Origin of the sequence: Gordonia sp. JH63 (assembly GCF_009856645.1) — a bacterium.
Classification (GTDB): Bacteria; Actinomycetota; Actinomycetes; order Mycobacteriales; family Mycobacteriaceae; genus Gordonia; species Gordonia hongkongensis.
Map to the genome: position 1 here is coordinate 4,050,543 of NZ_CP047235.1, position 17,191 is coordinate 4,067,733.

The following is a 17,191-nucleotide window of genomic DNA, read 5'->3' on the forward strand; positions in this document are numbered from 1 at the left end:
GCTCTACTGGGCGGATCCCAGCAGGGGTTTTCTTCTTACGTTGGTGCGCAGAACTGGTCGGCGCATGTCGCTAGGACCGGGTTTACTCGCCGGTGGCCTTCGCGATGATTTCCTTCGACACGTTCGCGGGAACCTCCGCGTACGAATCGAACACCATGGAGTAGTTTGCCCGGCCCTGGGTCTTCGACCGGAGGTCTCCGATGTAGCCGAACATCTCCGACAGCGGCACCTGTGCCTTCACGACACGCGCACCACTGCGCTCCTCCATGGCCTGGATCTGGCCACGGCGGGAGTTCAGGTCGCCGATCACGTCACCCATGTAGTCCTCGGGAGTCGTGACCTCGACGGCCATCAGGGGCTCGAGGATGACCGGACCGGCCATCCGCGCAGCTTCCTTCAGGGCCTGCGAGCCGGCGATCTTGAACGCCATCTCCGAGGAGTCGACGTCGTGGTACTGACCGTCGAGCAGGGTGACCTTCAGGTTCACCAGCGGGTATCCGGCGAGGACACCGTACTGCATGGCGTCCTGGGCACCGGCGTCCACCGACGGGATGTACTCGCGCGGGACGCGACCACCGGTGACGGCGTTGGCGAACTCGTAGGTCGCACCGTCCTCGGCGTCCACCAGGGGCTCGAGCTTGATGATGACCTTCGCGAACTGGCCCGATCCACCGGTCTGCTTCTTGTGGGTGAACTCGTGCTTCTCGACCGTCTTGCGGATGGTCTCGCGGTAGGCCACCTGCGGCTTGCCGACGTTGGCCTCGACCTTGAACTCGCGCTTCATGCGGTCGACGAGGATGTCGAGGTGGAGCTCGCCCATACCGCCGATGACGGTCTGGCCGGTCTCCTCGTCGAGCTGGACCGAGAAGGTCGGGTCCTCTTCGGCGAGCTTCTGGATCGCGGTGCCCAGCTTCTCCTGGTCGGACTTGGTCTTCGGCTCGATCGAGACGTTGATGACCGGGTCCGGGAAGCTCATGGACTCGAGCACGATCGGCGACGCCGAATCGCACAGGGTGTCACCGGTGGTGGTGTCCTTGAGACCGATCATCGCGTAGATGTGGCCCGCGGTGGCGTCCTCGACCGGGTTCTCCTTGTTGGCATGCATCTGGAAGAGCTTGCCGACGCGCTCCTTCTTGCCCTTGGTGGCGTTGAGCACCTGGGTTCCGGCGTTGATCTTGCCGGAGTACACGCGCACGAAGGTGAGCTTGCCGAAGAACGGGTGAGCCGCGATCTTGAACGCGAGAGCCGAGAACGGCTCGTCCGCGGACGGCTTGCGCGAGAGGATCTCCTCCTCGTCGCCCACGGCGTGACCCTCGACCGACGGCACGTCCAGCGGGGACGGCAGGTAGTCGATGATCGCGTCGAGCATGGGCTGCACGCCCTTGTTCTTGAACGCAGAGCCACAGATCACCGGGTAGAACTCACGGGCGATCGTGAGCTTGCGGATCGCGCCCTTGATCTCCTCGGTGGTCAGTTCTTCGCCGCCGAAGTACTTCTCGAGCAGTGCCTCGTCGGTCTCGGCGACCGTCTCGAGGAGCTTCTCGCGGTACTCCGCAGCCTGGTCGACCAGATCGGCGGGGATCTCCTCGATGGTCGGCGCAGCGCCGATCTCGACGGTTCCGCGCCAGGTGATCGCCTTCTGCTCGATGAGGTCGACGACGCCGTCGAAGTTGTCCTCGGCGCCGATCGGCAGCTGCAGGACCAGCGGCTTGGCGCCGAGGCGCTCCTCGATGGTGCGCACGGTGAAGAAGAAGTCCGCACCGAGCTTGTCCATCTTGTTGACGAAGCAGATACGCGGGACGTCGTACTTCTCCGCCTGACGCCAGACCTGCTCGGACTGCGGCTCGACGCCTTCCTTGCCGTCGAACACGGCGACCGCGCCGTCGAGCACGCGGAGGCTGCGCTCCACCTCGACGGTGAAGTCGACGTGGCCGGGGGTGTCGATGATGTTGATCTGGTTCTTGTTCCAGAAACACGTCACCGCCGCGGAGGTGATGGTGATCCCCCGCTCCTTCTCCTGCTCCATCCAGTCGGTGGTCGAGGCACCGTCGTGGGTTTCACCGATCTTGTAGTTCACACCGGTGTAGAAGAGGATTCGCTCGGTGGCGGTGGTCTTGCCGGCATCGATGTGGGCCATGATGCCGATGTTGCGAACCTTGTTCAGGTCGCTGAGCACTTCCTGTGCCATCAAGTTCCCTTCGGGAAGATTTCGGACTAAAGGCTGTCTTCACTTATCAGCCCCGGGCTCGCTGCGCTCGCCCCCACCCGAACGAGTTCGGGTGGACTGGGCGGTCGTCGCTTCGCGCCGAGCGCCCAGTACCCGGTTTGGGGTCGATTACCAGCGGTAGTGCGCGAACGCCCGGTTGGCCTCGGCCATCTTGTGGGTGTCCTCGCGGCGCTTCACCGAAGCACCGAGACCGTTGGACGCGTCCAGCAACTCGTTGGCGAGACGCTCGACCATGGTCTTCTCACGACGCTGACGGCTGAAGCTGACGAGCCAGCGGAGCGCGAGGGTGTTGGCGCGGTTCGGCTTGACCTCGATCGGCACCTGGTAGGTGGCACCACCGACGCGGCGGCTCTTCACCTCGAGGGTGGGCTTCACGTTGTCGAGAGCGCGCTTGAGGGTGACGACCGGATCGGTGCCGGTCTTGTCGCGAGCCTGCTCGAGGGCGCCGTAGACGATGCGCTCGGCGGTCGACTTCTTGCCGTCCAGCAGGATCTTGTTGACCAGCTGGGTGACCAGCGGCGAACCGTAGACGGGATCGTTGATGAGGGGGCGCTTGGGAGCGGGTCCTTTACGTGGCATGACTTATCAGTTCCCCTTCTTGGCGCCGTAGCGGCTGCGAGCCTGCTTGCGGTCCTTGACACCCTGGGTGTCGAGCGAGCCGCGGATGATCTTGTAGCGCACACCCGGGAGGTCCTTCACACGACCGCCGCGGACGAGCACCATCGAGTGCTCCTGCAGGTTGTGGCCTTCGCCGGGGATGTAGGCGGTGACCTCGACCGAGCTGGTCAGGCGCACACGGGCGACCTTGCGCAGTGCCGAGTTCGGCTTCTTGGGGGTGGTGGTGTAGACGCGGGTGCACACGCCACGACGCTGCGGGCTTCCCTTGAGGGCCGCGGTCTTGGTCTTGGCAGCCTTGTCGTGACGGCCCTTGCGGACCAGCTGATTGATGGTTGGCACTAGGTGTTCGTTCCTCTTTGTCATCGGTTGTGGTTGGTGCTCCGGGCAAGCACGAAGTGGCTCGCAGGCCTGTTTTCGCGGCTTCCACAACTCGCCCCACCAGCACGTATGTGCTGGTCAGTACATTTTCGCTACCCCGAGGTCGGGCGTGTCATACACTCGACAGCGGATTCGCCTGTCAGCCCCTCTGCCGGCCGTACCCCGAGATGCTCGGCGGCTCGAGAGCCGTAGGGCAGGCATGCGGACTGGCCCAGCATGGGCCGGGCACCGACGATCCACTCTACCGATCGGGTTTACACAGGTCAAAAAACGGATCCTGCACGCAACCGGCAGGTGAACGGGTCGTGCGCGATCGGCTCCGGGCCACGCTCGTGCTCGGCGTGACCCTCCCACTTCTACACCGTCAAACCGCATGCGTCGAGGGCGCGAGTCGCCGGTGCGACCATTCCGTCATCCGCGCTGCACGGGTCGCCTGAGCTGCTCGATCACGGGTGCGGACGGGCTCTCGGGGTCGCACGGTCGACGCGTCGGCGAGGACTGACCGCCGAACCACCGGTCGACGATCGTCGCCTGCCGTTCCACCTCGCCCCGGCGCGGCATGTGGTGGTTCTCACCGGCATCGCGCACGCCGTACACGTCCTCACCCAGTTCGTACCGGGCCTGGTCGGCCAGCGCATCGGCGAGGAACCCGGCAGGGGAACGGGCAGCGGCGATCTGCCAGGCGTGGACCAGTTCGTGGATGAGCAGCTGACCCGGCACCGGATATGCCCTGCTCCCCGGCCCCAGGGTCGCGTCGAGGTGCGACCCGAGATTGCAGAGGATGCGTCCGTCGACCGCGGGCACCGTGAAGGCGCGCCCGCCCCGACCGGCGAGATCGGTGAGGACGACGTCATCGAGCCACCCCACGTCCCCGAAGACCGCCACGGCCACGCTTCGCTCGGCCGGGGTCAACCCGCGATGACGCACGCGACGGCGGATGACGCTCGACGTGACGAGGCCCGCGCCCAGCACGACGACGAACCCGAGCGGGCCGAGCCAGATCGTCACCGGCACCAGGTGCACCGCAAGGAGCACACCCGCCGTGGCCGCCGGGGCGTCGCCGAGTCGTCCCGCCTCGAGCCGGCGGGCGACGGAGAGCACCGTGCCGAGCAGGCGCCCATAGGCCCGGGCGGCCGCGATGACCGAACGGCGCAGGCGCGTCGCGGACGCCGGGCGGGGCATCATTCCGGCGTCTGCGGCAGTTTCACCTTCGTCGCACCGGGTTTCGCCGGATTCGACGGCGGCGGGACCACCGGTCCGATGTCGCCATCGGGAGCCTCGTCGAGGTCGACGATGACCGGCGCGTGGTCACTCGGCTTGCTGCCCTTGCGTGCTTTCCGGTCGATCCAGGCGGCCGCGACGCGATCGGCAGCGGACGCTCCGGCGAGGATCAGGTCGATGCGCATCCCGAGGTCTTTGTGGAACATGCCGGCGCGGTAGTCCCAGTAGCTGAACACACGCTCGCCCGGCCACCGGTCCCGGACGACGTCGCGCAGGCCCATCGATTCGAAGGTGGCCAGCGCGGCCCGTTCCGCCGGAGTGACGTGGGTGTGTCCCACATACGCGGCGGGGTCGAACAGGTCGGCGTCGGCCGGCGCGATGTTCATGTCGCCGCACAGGAGTGTCGTGGTCGGGTCCTCCACGGCACGGGCCAGCGCCGCGAGCCACTCGAGTTTGTAGGTGTAGTGGTCCGAGTCCGGGGTCCGGCCGTTGGGCACGTACAGCGAGTGGATGCGGAGTCCGCCGCACACCGCCGACACCGCCCGTGCCTCCAGGGTCGACGGGTCGGGGTATCCGGGCATGCCGTCGAACCCGATCCGGACGTCGTCGAGTCCGACCCGCGACAACAGCGCCACCCCGTTCCACTGACCCTGTCCGGCGTGCGCGACCTCGTATCCGCGGTCGGTGAGATCGGTGCCGAGTGACTCGTCGAACGCGGCGTCGGAGAGTTTGGTCTCCTGCAGGCACACCACGTCGGGTCGGCGCTCGTCGAGCCAGGGCAACAGGCGCGGGATGCGCTGCTTCACGGAGTTCACGTTCCAGGTCGCCACGCGCATGCGACCACGGTAGTACCCCGCCATCAGGGCCCGGCCACCGCCGATCGCGGACCCGGCCTTTCGTTGCACGGTGACATGTGTCACGTTGGTGGGTATCGACACGTTGCACCGCACCTCCGATTCGTCGCCCCGACGGCCCGTCATCGAGTCGTCGTGGCGTCGTTCGGAGCTGTCCGGGGTCCGCCCCGAGGACCGGACGCCGACGCAGGTCCAGGACATCGCTGCCGCCGACCCGCTGCTCGACGCCGCCCGCCCGGTCCTCGATGACGCCGCCGCCCGACTCGCCGACACCGATGTCTCGCTGCTGCTCGTCGACCACGAGTGCCGGATGGTGACGCGGGTGGCGTTCGGCACGACCGTGGAGCGCCGTCTCGACGCGATCGGCGCCTCGCCGGGCGTGCCGTTCGGCGAGGACGTCGTCGGGACGACGGCCCTCGGTACCCCGGCGGAGACCCGGGGCGGGATCGTCGTGAACAGCTCCGAGCACTACCTGGACCAGTTCAAGTCGATCAGTTGCTTCGGACAGCCGATCATCCATCCCGCGACCCGCAGGCTGGCCGGGATCATCTGCATGTCCGAGATCGCCGATCGCATCAACCCCTTGGCGATCCCGGTCGTCAACGGGATCGTCGCCGACATCGCCGACCGCCTGCTGGACCGGTCGCGAGCGCACCAGCGACGCGTCCTCGACGCGTTCCAGCGCGCCGCACCGCGTCGCGACCTCGCCGTCGCGGCCATCGGCGACGACCTCCAGCTCACGAATGCCCTTGCTGCCGAACTGCTCTCCCCCACCGACATCGGCGCGATGCGGATCGTCGCGACCGATCCCGCACTGCGCGCGACAGTACTGCCGCTGACCCTGGTGTCGGGCGCCGAGGTCGAGGTCGCCGTCGAACCCGTGCCGGGCGCCTGCGGCGCGGCCCTGTTCCGCTTCCGGCCGGTCAGCGAGCCGCCGCCGAGGCGGTCCGCGCCACCGACCGCCCCGTCCCGCACCAGCGTCGCGATCACCGGCGAACCGGGGACCGGACGCAGCACCCACGCCGCTGCGCTCGCCGCCGAGACCGACTCGCCACCGGTGATCGTCGATGTCGCCGACGAGATCATCAGCGGTCGTCGCCCCGACATCCCCGCGTTCGTCGGACGCGCCCGGTCGATGAGCACGACCCTGGTGATCGACGGCGTCGATCTCCTCGACGCGCAGTCGGTCGCCCTACTCGGGCGCGTGGCGGTGTCGAGCTCGCCGGAGTCGCCGCTGATCGTCGTCGGCGGGCCGCGCGACCAGGCGAGTCCGGGAGTCGCCGCACTCCTCGCCCGGTGCGCCACACGGGTCGATCTCGCTCCTCTACGTCATCGGACCTCGGAGCTGGCGTCGATCGCGAGCAGCGCACTGACAGACATCGACCCGGAGCTCACGCTGTCCGGACTGGCGACGGACGCCTTGCTGTGCGACGACTGGCCCGGGAACCTCACCGAGCTCAACTCGGTGCTCCGGCAGGCCGCTCTGACGTGCCGAGCGCGCGCCGCGCGGGTCGTCGAACCCGCCGACCTGCCACCCGCCTATCGGACGACCAGCCGGGCCGCGCACCTGTCCGGCCGGGAACAGGCCGAGCGCACCGCGATCGTCGAGGCGCTGGACCGCGCCCGCGGCAACAAGGTGCATGCCGCAAGGGATCTCGGCATCAGCCGGACGACGCTGTACTCGCGGATGCGCGCACTGGACATCTGAGCGCGCGGCTACTCCGGCACCGCGGTGCGGGGCACCGGGTCCCGCAGCATCTGCCGTGCGAGCGTCGCGATGAGGTCGGTCCGGGTCACGATGCCGACCAGGGTGTGCCCCTCCAACACCGGGACCGCGTCGCATCCGCTCTCGGCGAGCAGCGGCAAAAGCGCCCCGACCGGCGTGCCCGGGGTCGCGACGGCCGGTTCCGCCGACATCACGTCCGCGGCGCGCAACTCGACGTCGTTCGAGCGCATCAACCGCCGCACGAGATGGATCTGGAACACCACACCGACGAACATGCCGTCGTCCGACGTCACCGGCAGCGAGGTGAAGCCGTACTCGTCGAAGAGGACGGCGACGTCTCGCAGCGGCGTCTCGGGGTTCACGGTCACCAGGTCTCGGGACATCACGTCCGTCGCGGCGAGCGGGCCCGCGCGGTGACCGGCAGCCTGCAGTTCGGCGGCCCCGATCAGTCGCGCGAGGTCGGCGACACCGAGGTTGAGCGACTGCTCGTACCGGTCGAGGATGCCGGTCAGTTCGTCCTCGTCCAGACCGAGCCGCGCAGCGGGCGGGGGCGCCGCGTCGAACCGGCGATACGGATAACGTCGTCCGGTCAACCGGGCGTACCCGGCGGCGAGGACCACCAGCAGGAGCGTGCCCACTAGGACGGGTGCGAGGACGAACCGGAACCCCAGCGACTGGATCGTCTCCGGACTGAGCGCGGCTGTCATCGCCACCGCGCCGGCAGGCGGATGGACCGCGTGGCACCCGATCATCAAGGCCACGGACAGACCGACCGCGAGCGCCGCCCGAAGCGCGGGCTGGCCGATGGTGAGGGTGGTCGCCACCCCCACGACCGCCGACACCGCGTTGCCGACGGTCGCGGGCCACGGCTGCGCCAACGGACTGTTCGGCGCGGCGAAGACGAGCACGGCGGTCGCCCCGAACGGCGCGATCAGGAAGAGTCCGAGCCGCAGGTCGACCCCCGACGCGGCGAGCACCAGACCGACGAGTCCGAGCGCCACCCCGGCCCCTGCTCCCGCCCGGAGGGCCTCACGGATCGAGATACCCCCGGTCACCGGGCCGAGGCCACGCAGGGCGGCGCCGACCCTGCCCGCTGGGCGCACGTTCACTCTGCTCCTCCGAAGGTCTCTGACTTGTCCGGCGTCTCACGGTAGCCACGCGGTGACGGCCGGTCGCCGCGACCCCTGTACAGCCCAGGTGTTCAGTTTCTGGACACGGCGACACGTCGGAACGGTGAGAGAAATAAGTCAGGTCGAATATGACCGAGATCACTCCACCGACCACATCACCGCCGGCACCACGCCGACCAGGAGGCCACATGACCGCCGTCGTTCCCGACACCGCCCTGCATGAGCGCGTTCGCGATTTCATCTCCGCCGACCGTCCGATGCTGATCGGCGGCGAGTGGGTGTGGTCGGCCTCGGGCCGCACCTTCGAGACCATCGATCCCGCGACGGCGCGTCCGCTCACCTCGGTCGCCCACGGCGACGCGGCCGACATCGACCGCGCGGTCCGCGCCGCGCGCCAGGCCTTCGACGACGGCCCGTGGACCCGGATGAAGCCGAATGAACGCGAACGCCTGCTCTGGCGGGTCGGCGACATCCTCACCGAACGCGCCGAGGAGTTCGGCCAGCTGGAGGCGCTCGACAACGGCAAGGCGGCCACCATCGCCGCCGCGGTCGACACCAACTGGTCGGCCGACATCTTCCGCTACAACGCGGGCCTCGCCACCAAGATCACCGGGTCGACGGTCGACGTCTCGATGCCGTTCGTGCCCGGCGGCGAGTTCCACGCGTACACCCTGCGCGAGCCGGTCGGAGTCTGCGGCCTGATCGTGCCGTGGAACTTCCCGCTCCTGATGGCCGCGTTCAAGCTGGCCCCCGCATTGGCGGCCGGCAACACCGTCATCCTCAAGCCGGCCGAACAGACCCCGCTGACGGCCCTGCTCCTCGGCGAGGTGTTCCAAGAGGCCGGCTTCCCACCGGGCGTGGTCAACATCGTCACCGGTTACGGCGAGGCCGGCGCGGCGCTCGCCGCGCACGACGACGTCGACAAGATCGCGTTCACCGGCTCGACGGAGGTCGGCAAGAAGATCGTCGACGCCGCGAAGGGCAACCTCAAGAAGGTGTCGCTGGAACTCGGCGGCAAGAGCCCCAACATCGTTTTCGCCGACGCCGACTTCGAGAAGGCGGTCGCCGGGTCGGTCGCGGCCTGGATGTTCAACCACGGACAGTGCTGTGTCGCCGGAACACGTCTCTTCGTCGAGCGGCCGATCTTCGACGACTTCACCGCGGCCGTCGCCGAGGCGGCCTCGCAGGCCAAGATCGGACCCGGCCTCGACCCGTCGACCGAACTCGGACCGCTGGTCAGCCAAGAGCAGTTCGATCGCGTCTCGGGATACCTGGCGGCGGGCCTCGCCGACGGCGCACGGGCGCTGACGGGTGGAAAGCGTTGGGGCGACGAGGGATTCTTCATCGAACCGACCGTCTTCGTCGACGTCGACCCGAGTTTCTCGATCGTGCAGGAGGAGATCTTCGGTCCCGTCGTCGCCGCCATGCCCTTCGATGCCGACACCGGGGTCGCGGCCGCGGCCAACGACTCCATCTACGGTCTCGCAGCAGGCATCTGGACCACGGATCTGTCCAAGGCGCACCGGACAGCTCGACAGATCAAGGCCGGCTCGGTCTGGGTGAACCAGTACAACGGCTTCGACACCGCCATGCCGTTCGGTGGTTACAAGCAGTCGGGATGGGGGCGCGAACTCGGCTCGTCGGCCATCGAGCTCTACACCCAGACCAAGGCCGTCAACATCTCGCTCTGACCCCCATCCGCCCTCGAGTACACCCAAGGAGCACGATTTCATGTCTCTCACCACCAAGGCAGCCGTCCTCACCGGACCCGGAAAGCCGTTCGAGATCGTCGAACTCGACCTCGACGAGCCCCGCGAAGGCGAGGTGCTGATCAAGTACACCGCGGCCGGCCTGTGCCACTCCGACCTTCACCTGACCGACGGCGACCTTCCGCCCCGCTATCCGATCGTGGGCGGCCACGAGGGTTCGGGGATCATCGAGGCGGTCGGCCCGGGCGTCACCAAGGTCAAGCCCGGCGACCACGTGGTCTGCAGCTTCATCCCGAACTGCGGCACCTGCCGCTACTGCTCCACCGGCCGGCAGAACCTCTGCGACATGGGCGCCACCATCCTCGAGGGATCGATGCCCGATGGCACATTCCGATTCCACGGTGGCGGTGACGATTTCGGAGCCATGTGCATGCTCGGCACCTTCGCCGAACGCGCGACGATCTCGCAGCACTCGGTCGTCAAGGTCGACGAGTGGTTGCCGCTCGACAAGGCAGTGCTCGTAGGTTGCGGCGTGCCCTCGGGCTGGGGCACCTCGGTGTACGCGGGCGGCGTGCGTGCCGGCGACACGGTGGTGATCTACGGCATCGGCGGCCTGGGCATCAACGCGGTGCAGGGCGCGGTGTCGGCCGGGGCCAAATACGTCGTGGTGGTCGACCCGGTCGCGCTCAAGCGCGACACGGCGCTCAAATTCGGTGCAACACATGCCTTCGCCGATGCCGCCGAGGCCGCGGAGAAGGTCAACGAACTGACCTGGGGGCAGGGTGCCGACCAGGCCCTCATCCTCGTCGGCACGGTCGACGCGGAGGTCGTGGCCAACGCGACCGCCGTCGTGGGCAAGGGCGGGACGGTCGTCATCACCGGTCTCGCCGATCCGACGAAGCTGACCGTGCAGGTCTCCGGAACCGATCTGACCCTGAACCAGAAAACCATCAAGGGCAGTCTGTTCGGCTCGGCCAATCCGCAGTACGACATCGTCAAACTGCTGCGCCTGTACGACGCGGGGCAGCTCAAGCTCGACGAACTGGTCACGCAGACCTACACCCTCGACCAGGTCAACGAGGGCTACCAGGATCTGCGGGACGGCAAAAACATCCGCGGGGTCATCATCCACGCGGAGTGAATACCCGGTCGGTTCGCCCGAGGTGCCGTCTCCCTCGGGCGAACCGGCCACCCACGTCGCCGGGCGGACTTTCCGGTCCGCGCCCGCACGAGGTGCTTGAATCACACATGTGACCGTGACCTGGTGGATACGTCTGCTCCGCATCGCCTTTGCCGCCCTGGGCGTCACCGCGCTCGTGTATCAGGCGGTGCTGCGCTCCGGCGACGCCGGCTTCACGCTCGCGAACTTCTTCAGCTACTTCACGGTGCTGAGCAATATCTTCGCCGCGCTCATCCTGCTCGTCGGCGGACTGCTGGCCCCGGCAAGCCCGGCCTGGGAGTGGTGCCGCGGGGCGGCGACCACCTGCATGGTCATCACCGGGATCGTCTATGCGCTTCTGCTGCAGGGCATCGACGTCGATGTCACCTACGCCTGGGTGAACGACGTGCTGCATCGCGTCATCCCGCTCGTCATGCTCCTGGACTGGATCGTGGTGCGCGCCCGGCGACTACCCGAACGGGCGTGGCTGTCCTGGCTCACGATCCCGCTCGTGTACGGCGTCTACACGTTGATCCGCGGGCCGATCGCGGACTGGTATCCCTACCCGTTCATCGATCCGCGCGGGCAGGGTTATCTGTCGATGACGATCTCGCTCGTCGTCGTGTTCGTCGGCATGGCCTTCATGTCGTTCGGCGTCTACCGGGTCGGCACCCGCGGTCGGCGACCCGATGCGCCGGAGCCCGGACAGCCCGCCGCCGAACGCGGTTAGTCCGCGCCCGGCCGGTCCGCGGGCGCGCTCCCGAACGCCGCGACGAGCTGCGCCGACCAGGTGTCGACGACCAGCGCACGCCGGGCGGAGTCATCGGACAGCGTGTCCGCCAGGCCGAGTCCGCGCGCCATGTCCAGAGTCGCCTGCACCAGCCGGTAACCGGTCTCGTCGTCCGGGGCCACCCCCATCGCGGCCATCGTCCGCTGATGGGCCGCGCGGGCGAACTTCGCTTCGAGTGGCAGGATGAGCCGCCGCAGCGCCGGGTCGGACGCGGCGGCGGCCCAGACCTGGAGTGCTGCCTTGAATTCGGTGCCGGTGTAGACGTCGACGGCCCGCTGGACGGCGCGGATGACCCGGTCCGGGGGCACTTCGTCGGCCGCCTCCGGCGATGCGTGCGGATCCCCGACGGCAGCGCGGGTCATGTCCTCGAAGACCTGCTCGAGTGCCGCGGTGATGAGGGCTTCGCGCGTCGGGAAGTGATGTTGCGCCGCACCGCGGGACACGCCGGCACGTTCGGCGACCGCGGCCACGGTCGCGGCGGCCCAGCCGTCCGCGGCCAGCGCGTCGACCGTGGACCGCAACAGGCGCTCGCGGGTCAACCGCGAGCGTTCCTGTTGCGGGGAGCGGGTGTTCGCCGACGACGTGGTCACCGCGAGCCTCAGTAGGACTTCGGCAGCCCGAGGCTGGTCTGCGCGACGAAGTTGAGGATCATCTCCCGGCTCACCGGGGCGATGCGGGCGATCCGGGCGAGGCTCAGCATCGGCGCCAGTCCGTACTCGGTGGTCAGACCGTTGCCGCCCAGGGAGTGCACGGCCTGGTCCACGACCTTCACACAGGCCTCGGCGGCCGCGTACTTCGCCATGTTGGCCGGCTCGGCGGCGCCCCAGTCGTCGCCGGCGTCGTAGAGGGTCGCGGCCTTCTGCATCATCAGCTTGGCCATCTCGAGCTCGACCTTGCCCTGGGCGAGCGGGTGCGCGATCGCCTGGTGCGCACCGATCGGCGTCTTCCACACCGTGCGCTCCTTCACGTACGACACCGCCTTGTCGAGCGCGAACCGGCCCATCCCGACGGCCGACGCCGCGGCCATGATGCGTTCCGGATTGAGCCCGGCGAACAGTTGACTCAGGGCAGCGTCCTCGGAGCCGACGAGCGCGTCGGCGGGCAATCGCACATCGTCGAGGTAGAGCTGAAACTGCTTCTCTGGGTTCTGCAGTTCCATGTCGATCATCGTGTACGAGAAGTTCTCGGAGTCGGTGGGGACGATGAAGAGCGCGGGCTTGAGGTTGCCGGTCTTCGCGTCTTCGGTGCGGGCGACGATCAACACGGCCTGCGCCTGGTCGACGCCGGAGATGTAGACCTTCTGGCCGGTGAGCAACCAGTCCGAGCCGTCCCGACGGGCCGTGGTGGTGATCTGGTGGGAATTGGAGCCGGCATCGGGTTCGGTGATACCGAACGCCATCGTGATCGACCCGTCGGCGAGACCCGGCAGCCACCGCTGCTTCTGCTCGTCGGTGCCGAAACGGGCGATGACGTTGCCGCAGATGGCCGGTGAGACGACGAGCATCAGCAGTCCGGTGCCCGACGCGGCGATCTCCTCCATCACGATGGCGAGCTCGTACATCCCGGCACCGCCGCCGCCGTACTCCTCGGGGAGATTGACCCCGATGAAGCCGAGCTTGCCCGCCTCGGCCCACAACTCGTCGGTCTTGCGGCCGGTGCGCGCGCACTCGCGGAAGTACTCCTGTCCGTACTTCGCGGCGAGTCCGGCGACCGCCGCGCGCAGCTCGGCGCGTTCGGTGGTCTCCACGAACGGATTGGTGTCCACGGTCATGTCGATGCTCCCTGTCTCGGTCTTCGATGTGGTTCGGCGGCGGACGGTTTCGGCGGCCGGTCAGGCCTGGTAACCGAGCCATTTGGCGGCCAGTCCGTTGAGGATCTCGGTGGTGCCGCCACCGATCCCGATGATGCGCATGTCGCGGTATTGCCGTTCGACCTCGGTGCCGGTCATGTAACCGAGGCCGCCGTGCAGCTGAACGGCTTTGTTGGCCACCCACTCCCCCGCCTCGACCGCGGTGTTCTTGGCGAAGCACACCTCGGCGATGAGGTCGTCGGTGGAGCTGACCTTCCGTTCGACGAGGGCCCGCGTGTAGGTGCGGGCGATGTCGATGCGGCGTGCCATCTCGATCAGGGTGTCCTGCACCGACTGCCGGGCGATGATGGGTTTGCCGAAGGTCTCACGGTCGCGCGCCCACTGTAGGGTGAGGTCGAGGCAGCGTTGCGCACTGGCGTACGCCTGCACCGCCAGACCGGACCGTTCGGTGACGAAAGCGGTTGCTATCTGCGAGAATCCGGAGTTCTCCGGTCCGACCAGGTTGGTGACCGGCACCCGCGCATCGACGAAGGACAGTTCCGCGGTGTCGGAACTGCGCCACCCCATCTTGTCCAGCTTCCGCGTGACCTCGAAGCCGGGTGTGCCCTTCTCGACGACGAGCAGTGAGACGCCCGCGGCTCCCGGTCCTCCGGTGCGGACGGCGACGACGACGAAGTCGGCGCGGACCGCGGAGGTGATGTAGGTCTTGGAACCGTTGACGACGTAGTGGTCCCCGTCGCGCTCGGCCTTCGTCGTCAGGTGGCCGACGTCGCTTCCGCCGCCGGGTTCGGTGATCGCGAGGCTCCCGATCTTCTCGCCCGCGAGCGTGGGCCGCACCCACCGGTCGATCTGGTCGTGGTCGCCGGCCGCGATCAGGTGCGGCAGGGCGATGCCATGGGTGAACAGCGACGCGAAGACGCCACCGGCCGCGCCGGCGTAGTGGAGTTCCTCGCCGAGGATCGTGCTGTCGATCAGATCACCGCCGGAACCACCCACCTCCTCGGGGACCCCGAGCCCGAACAGACCCAGTTTGGCCGCCTCGATGTGCAGTTCACGGGGGATGGCACCCTCGCGCTCCCAGTCGTCCTGGAACGGGAGGATGTGTTTGTCGACGAATCGGCGCACGGTGGAACGCAATTCGAGGCGTTCGGGCGTCTCCCAGATCGGACTGGCGATGGGCATCGTGTTCTCCTGTCGGACTGCGTGCGACTGCGTGCTGCTGCGATCGGACGATTCGGCGGCGTAAGGGGGCGGTGGACCTCAGCGGCGGACGGCGACGACGACGGGCGTCTCAGCTCGCCCGCGGTTCGCGACCCGGCCCGGGCGGACCTGCGAAACACTGTGCGATACCCGACCATTCGACCGCGTCGGGTCCGGTGAGCTCGAGTGCGAGGTCGGCGAGTGCGCGTCGCTGGGTCACCAGGAAGCAGAAGTCGAGTGCTGGCCCGCGCACGCTGTTCGACGCGTCGTCCGGGCCCCAGGTCCAGATCTCGCCCGACGGCGCGGTGAGCGCGTAGTGGAACGGCTCGGCCGGGGGCGTGCGGCCGTTGACGATGTAGGCGAAGTCGCGTGTGCGGACGCCGATGTGGGCGACGCTGCGGATCCGATCGGTCGGCACGACGGGAACACCGAGGGCGTCGGCGACATCGAGGCCGTGCGCCCATGTCTCCATCAGGCGCGCGGTCGCCATCGACGCCGCGGACATCGGTGGTCCGAACCACGGGATCTTGACGCCGGCCGGTACCTCGCGCAGCGCGTCGGCGAGACGGTCGCGCGCCGCCCGCCACCCGGCCAGGATCTCGTCGGCCGGCGCGGCGGCCCCCGCTTCGGCGGCGTCGTCGACGTAGGTCGCCACGCTGCTCGCCGCCTCCGAGAGCAGTGCGCCGAACCGGTCCGGGTCGGTGGCCGCGACCGCCGCCACCTCGTCGGTCCACGCCAGATGCGCGATCTGGTGCGCGATCGTCCACCCCGGCGCCGGCGTGGGGGTGGCCCAGCCCGCATCGTCGAGACCCGCGACGAGCGTGTCGAGCTGCGCGGATTCGGCTTCGAGGTCGGCGACGACGCCGATCACGGCTGCTTGTCCCTCAGGCATGCGATCACCCTCACACACGGCCTCAGAAGAATCAAGCGCGCTTGATTGTTTTTCCCGCAGGGACGACCCGGCGCCTTCACCGCCGGTGGTTGAGCCGGCACCGGGCGGAGCGAGGCGCCGAGTCGAAGCCACTCGGCGACCTGCCCCCACCGCCGGTGGTTGAGCCGGCACCGAGCGGAGCCGCCGGGCCGAGCAAGCGACGAAGGAGCGCGTCGAGGTCGAGGCGCCGAGTCGAAGCCACTCGGCGACCCGAGCCCCCACCGCTGGTTGAGCCGGCACCGAGCGGAGCGAGGCGCCGAGTCGAAGCCACTCGGCGACCCGAGCCCCACCGCTGGTTGAGCCGGCACCGAGCGGAGCGAGGCGCCGAGTCGAAGCCACTCGGCGACCCGAGCCCCACCGCTGGTTGAGCCGGCACCGAGCGGAGCGAGGCGCCGAGTCGAAGCCACTCGGCGACCCGAGCACAAGAGGTGACCTCGACGGACGCGGCAACCTCGCCACGCCCGATAGACGCTGCTCGGCCGGCTGACGACCCAACTGCGGTCAGCGGTAGTGGATGTCGACCGTGGCTCGGCTCAGCAGGATGTCGTCGTAGGAGGTCATCGTCGCCTCGAAGGACGAGATGCGGCGGCCGAGCTTGATCGGCGTCACCTCGACCACCACTTCACTGCCGTCGACAGCAGGTGAGCGGTAGAAGCCGATCGCCATGTCCCCGATCGAGTACCCCTGCCCGGCACCGACATGCAGATGCCCGGCGAACGATGCCGCCTGGCCGGCGATGGTGGCGATGACGCCGCCGTGCATGGTGCCGAACATGTTGCCCATCCACGGTTCGGTGGCGCTGCGAAAGCGGATGCCGGACTCGCGGTCGGTGGTGCCGTCGATCACCTCGACGCGGCCGTTGAGCATGTCGGTGAGCGGGCCGGGTTCCCGCATCTTCGACGCGATCTCCTCGACCACGGCCCGCCCGGACAACGCGGCGGGTATGGGCTCGGGCAGGACGGACCCGTCATCGTCGCTGCATCGCGGTGTCGCGAGACCGATCTCGGCGGACGGGGTGGCGCCGGTCGGGGCACGGCCGACACGGACGTTGCGCGCGGTCCCGACGCAGCACAGGTCCCCGGTACCGGTGCGGATCTCGACCGACGTCGAGCCCCAGGCGTCGTCGTGCATGACCACCTCGGCCCGTGCGGTAACCAGGTCGCCCACTTCTGCGCGGCCGTGCGTGGACATCGTCAGGCGTGCCTGGAGGGTCGCCGCGGCGGGGTCGTCGTGGATGCGATGGAACGGGATACCACCGCAGTGATCGAACAGCACGGCGAACGCCGGCAACTCGATCACGCCGCGATGGTCGGCAAACCGCGGGCACAGCCGCTGCGAGGCCCGCACCCCCGACTCCGACACCGAGATGTCGCCGAGGTGGAACGCGGACAGGGGATCGTGCGGCTGGCTCATGAAATCCCTTCTATCAGCGATGTAC

At 68.6% G+C, this 17,191-nt stretch carries 15 protein-coding genes; 4 read left to right on the top strand and 11 right to left on the bottom strand.

Annotated elements, in window-relative coordinates; all coding sequences use genetic code 11:
- Positions 1 to 82: 82 nt before the first annotated feature.
- The 5 genes from fusA to GR168_RS18000 all read right to left on the bottom strand — a co-directional run bounded on the left by fusA (position 83) and on the right by GR168_RS18000 (position 5,280).
- Positions 83 to 2,188 carry an elongation factor G gene (gene fusA, locus GR168_RS17980; RefSeq protein ID WP_065629671.1) on the bottom strand — a complete coding sequence of 702 codons (2,106 nt, stop codon included), beginning with the start codon at positions 2,186 to 2,188 and terminating at the stop codon, positions 83 to 85.
- A gap of 147 nt (positions 2,189 to 2,335) precedes the next feature.
- A complete protein-coding gene (rpsG, locus tag GR168_RS17985) occupies positions 2,336 to 2,806 on the bottom strand; it encodes a 30S ribosomal protein S7 (protein ID WP_004020595.1) in 471 nt (156 codons plus the stop codon).
- A 6-nt stretch (positions 2,807 to 2,812) separates the two neighbouring features.
- On the bottom strand, positions 2,813 to 3,184 hold the full coding sequence (gene rpsL / locus GR168_RS17990; protein WP_004020596.1) for a 30S ribosomal protein S12: 372 nt from the start codon (positions 3,182 to 3,184) through the stop codon (positions 2,813 to 2,815).
- Positions 3,185 to 3,634: 450 nt separating this feature from the next.
- Positions 3,635 to 4,408 carry a hypothetical protein gene (locus tag GR168_RS17995; RefSeq protein WP_231742464.1) on the bottom strand — a complete coding sequence of 258 codons (774 nt, stop codon included), beginning with the start codon at positions 4,406 to 4,408 and terminating at the stop codon, positions 3,635 to 3,637.
- A complete protein-coding gene (locus GR168_RS18000; protein WP_058252440.1) occupies positions 4,405 to 5,280 on the bottom strand; it encodes an exodeoxyribonuclease III in 876 nt (291 codons plus the stop codon). Before GR168_RS18000 ends, GR168_RS17995 begins: the two co-directional genes overlap by 4 nt.
- Positions 5,281 to 5,368: 88 nt before the next feature.
- On the opposite strand from GR168_RS18000, the gene GR168_RS18005 reads away from it, so the two are divergent.
- The gene (locus GR168_RS18005) at positions 5,369 to 7,006 is read left to right on the top strand and encodes a helix-turn-helix domain-containing protein (protein WP_139114214.1); all 1,638 of its coding nucleotides are present in this window, start codon (positions 5,369 to 5,371) and stop codon (positions 7,004 to 7,006) included.
- An 8-nt stretch (positions 7,007 to 7,014) separates the two neighbouring features.
- Here GR168_RS18005 and GR168_RS18010 read toward each other — a convergent pair whose 3' ends face one another.
- Positions 7,015 to 8,133, bottom strand: a complete 1,119-nt coding sequence (locus tag GR168_RS18010) for an HPP family protein (RefSeq protein ID WP_159371361.1) — start codon at positions 8,131 to 8,133, stop codon at positions 7,015 to 7,017.
- 209 nt (positions 8,134 to 8,342) lie between these two features.
- On the opposite strand from GR168_RS18010, the gene GR168_RS18015 reads away from it, so the two are divergent.
- The 3 genes from GR168_RS18015 to GR168_RS18025 all read left to right on the top strand — a co-directional run bounded on the left by GR168_RS18015 (position 8,343) and on the right by GR168_RS18025 (position 11,752).
- Positions 8,343 to 9,845: an aldehyde dehydrogenase family protein gene (locus tag GR168_RS18015; protein ID WP_065629673.1), complete on the top strand. Its 1,503-nt coding sequence runs from the start codon at positions 8,343 to 8,345 to the stop codon at positions 9,843 to 9,845.
- A 40-nt stretch (positions 9,846 to 9,885) separates the two neighbouring features.
- A complete protein-coding gene (locus GR168_RS18020; RefSeq protein ID WP_058252381.1) occupies positions 9,886 to 11,004 on the top strand; it encodes an NDMA-dependent alcohol dehydrogenase in 1,119 nt (372 codons plus the stop codon).
- Positions 11,005 to 11,113: 109 nt separating this feature from the next.
- Positions 11,114 to 11,752: a Pr6Pr family membrane protein gene (locus GR168_RS18025; RefSeq protein WP_159371362.1), complete on the top strand. Its 639-nt coding sequence runs from the start codon at positions 11,114 to 11,116 to the stop codon at positions 11,750 to 11,752.
- On the opposite strand, the gene GR168_RS18030 is transcribed toward GR168_RS18025, so the two are convergent.
- The 5 genes from GR168_RS18030 to GR168_RS18050 all read right to left on the bottom strand — a co-directional run bounded on the left by GR168_RS18030 (position 11,749) and on the right by GR168_RS18050 (position 17,166).
- Positions 11,749 to 12,402, bottom strand: a complete 654-nt coding sequence (locus GR168_RS18030; RefSeq protein ID WP_058252383.1) for a TetR/AcrR family transcriptional regulator — start codon at positions 12,400 to 12,402, stop codon at positions 11,749 to 11,751. The genes GR168_RS18025 and GR168_RS18030 overlap by 4 nt on opposite strands.
- 8 nt (positions 12,403 to 12,410) lie before the next feature.
- Positions 12,411 to 13,583 carry an acyl-CoA dehydrogenase family protein gene (locus GR168_RS18035; protein ID WP_058252384.1) on the bottom strand — a complete coding sequence of 391 codons (1,173 nt, stop codon included), beginning with the start codon at positions 13,581 to 13,583 and terminating at the stop codon, positions 12,411 to 12,413.
- 60 nt (positions 13,584 to 13,643) lie between these two features.
- Positions 13,644 to 14,804, bottom strand: a complete 1,161-nt coding sequence (locus GR168_RS18040; RefSeq protein ID WP_159371363.1) for an acyl-CoA dehydrogenase family protein — start codon at positions 14,802 to 14,804, stop codon at positions 13,644 to 13,646.
- Between the two features lie 109 nt (positions 14,805 to 14,913).
- On the bottom strand, positions 14,914 to 15,714 hold the full coding sequence (locus GR168_RS18045; RefSeq protein WP_078113130.1) for a TIGR03084 family metal-binding protein: 801 nt from the start codon (positions 15,712 to 15,714) through the stop codon (positions 14,914 to 14,916).
- A 540-nt stretch (positions 15,715 to 16,254) separates the two neighbouring features.
- Positions 16,255 to 17,166 carry a hotdog domain-containing protein gene (locus tag GR168_RS18050; RefSeq protein WP_159371364.1) on the bottom strand — a complete coding sequence of 304 codons (912 nt, stop codon included), beginning with the start codon at positions 17,164 to 17,166 and terminating at the stop codon, positions 16,255 to 16,257.
- Positions 17,167 to 17,191: the final 25 nt, after the last annotated feature.

Coding starts and splice junctions, on each gene's coding strand:
- fusA (WP_065629671.1), bottom strand. CDS start 2,188: ATGGCACAGGAAGTGCTCAGCGACCTGAACAAGGTTCGCAACATCGGC.
- rpsG (WP_004020595.1), bottom strand. CDS start 2,806: ATGCCACGTAAAGGACCCGCTCCCAAGCGCCCCCTCATCAACGATCCC.
- GR168_RS17995 (WP_231742464.1), bottom strand. CDS start 4,408: ATGATGCCCCGCCCGGCGTCCGCGACGCGCCTGCGCCGTTCGGTCATC.
- GR168_RS18000 (WP_058252440.1), bottom strand. CDS start 5,280: ATGCGCGTGGCGACCTGGAACGTGAACTCCGTGAAGCAGCGCATCCCG.
- GR168_RS18015 (WP_065629673.1), top strand. CDS start 8,343: ATGACCGCCGTCGTTCCCGACACCGCCCTGCATGAGCGCGTTCGCGAT.
- GR168_RS18020 (WP_058252381.1), top strand. CDS start 9,886: ATGTCTCTCACCACCAAGGCAGCCGTCCTCACCGGACCCGGAAAGCCG.
- GR168_RS18035 (WP_058252384.1), bottom strand. CDS start 13,583: ATGACCGTGGACACCAATCCGTTCGTGGAGACCACCGAACGCGCCGAG.
- GR168_RS18040 (WP_159371363.1), bottom strand. CDS start 14,804: ATGCCCATCGCCAGTCCGATCTGGGAGACGCCCGAACGCCTCGAATTG.
- GR168_RS18045 (WP_078113130.1), bottom strand. CDS start 15,714: ATGCCTGAGGGACAAGCAGCCGTGATCGGCGTCGTCGCCGACCTCGAA.
- GR168_RS18050 (WP_159371364.1), bottom strand. CDS start 17,166: ATGAGCCAGCCGCACGATCCCCTGTCCGCGTTCCACCTCGGCGACATC.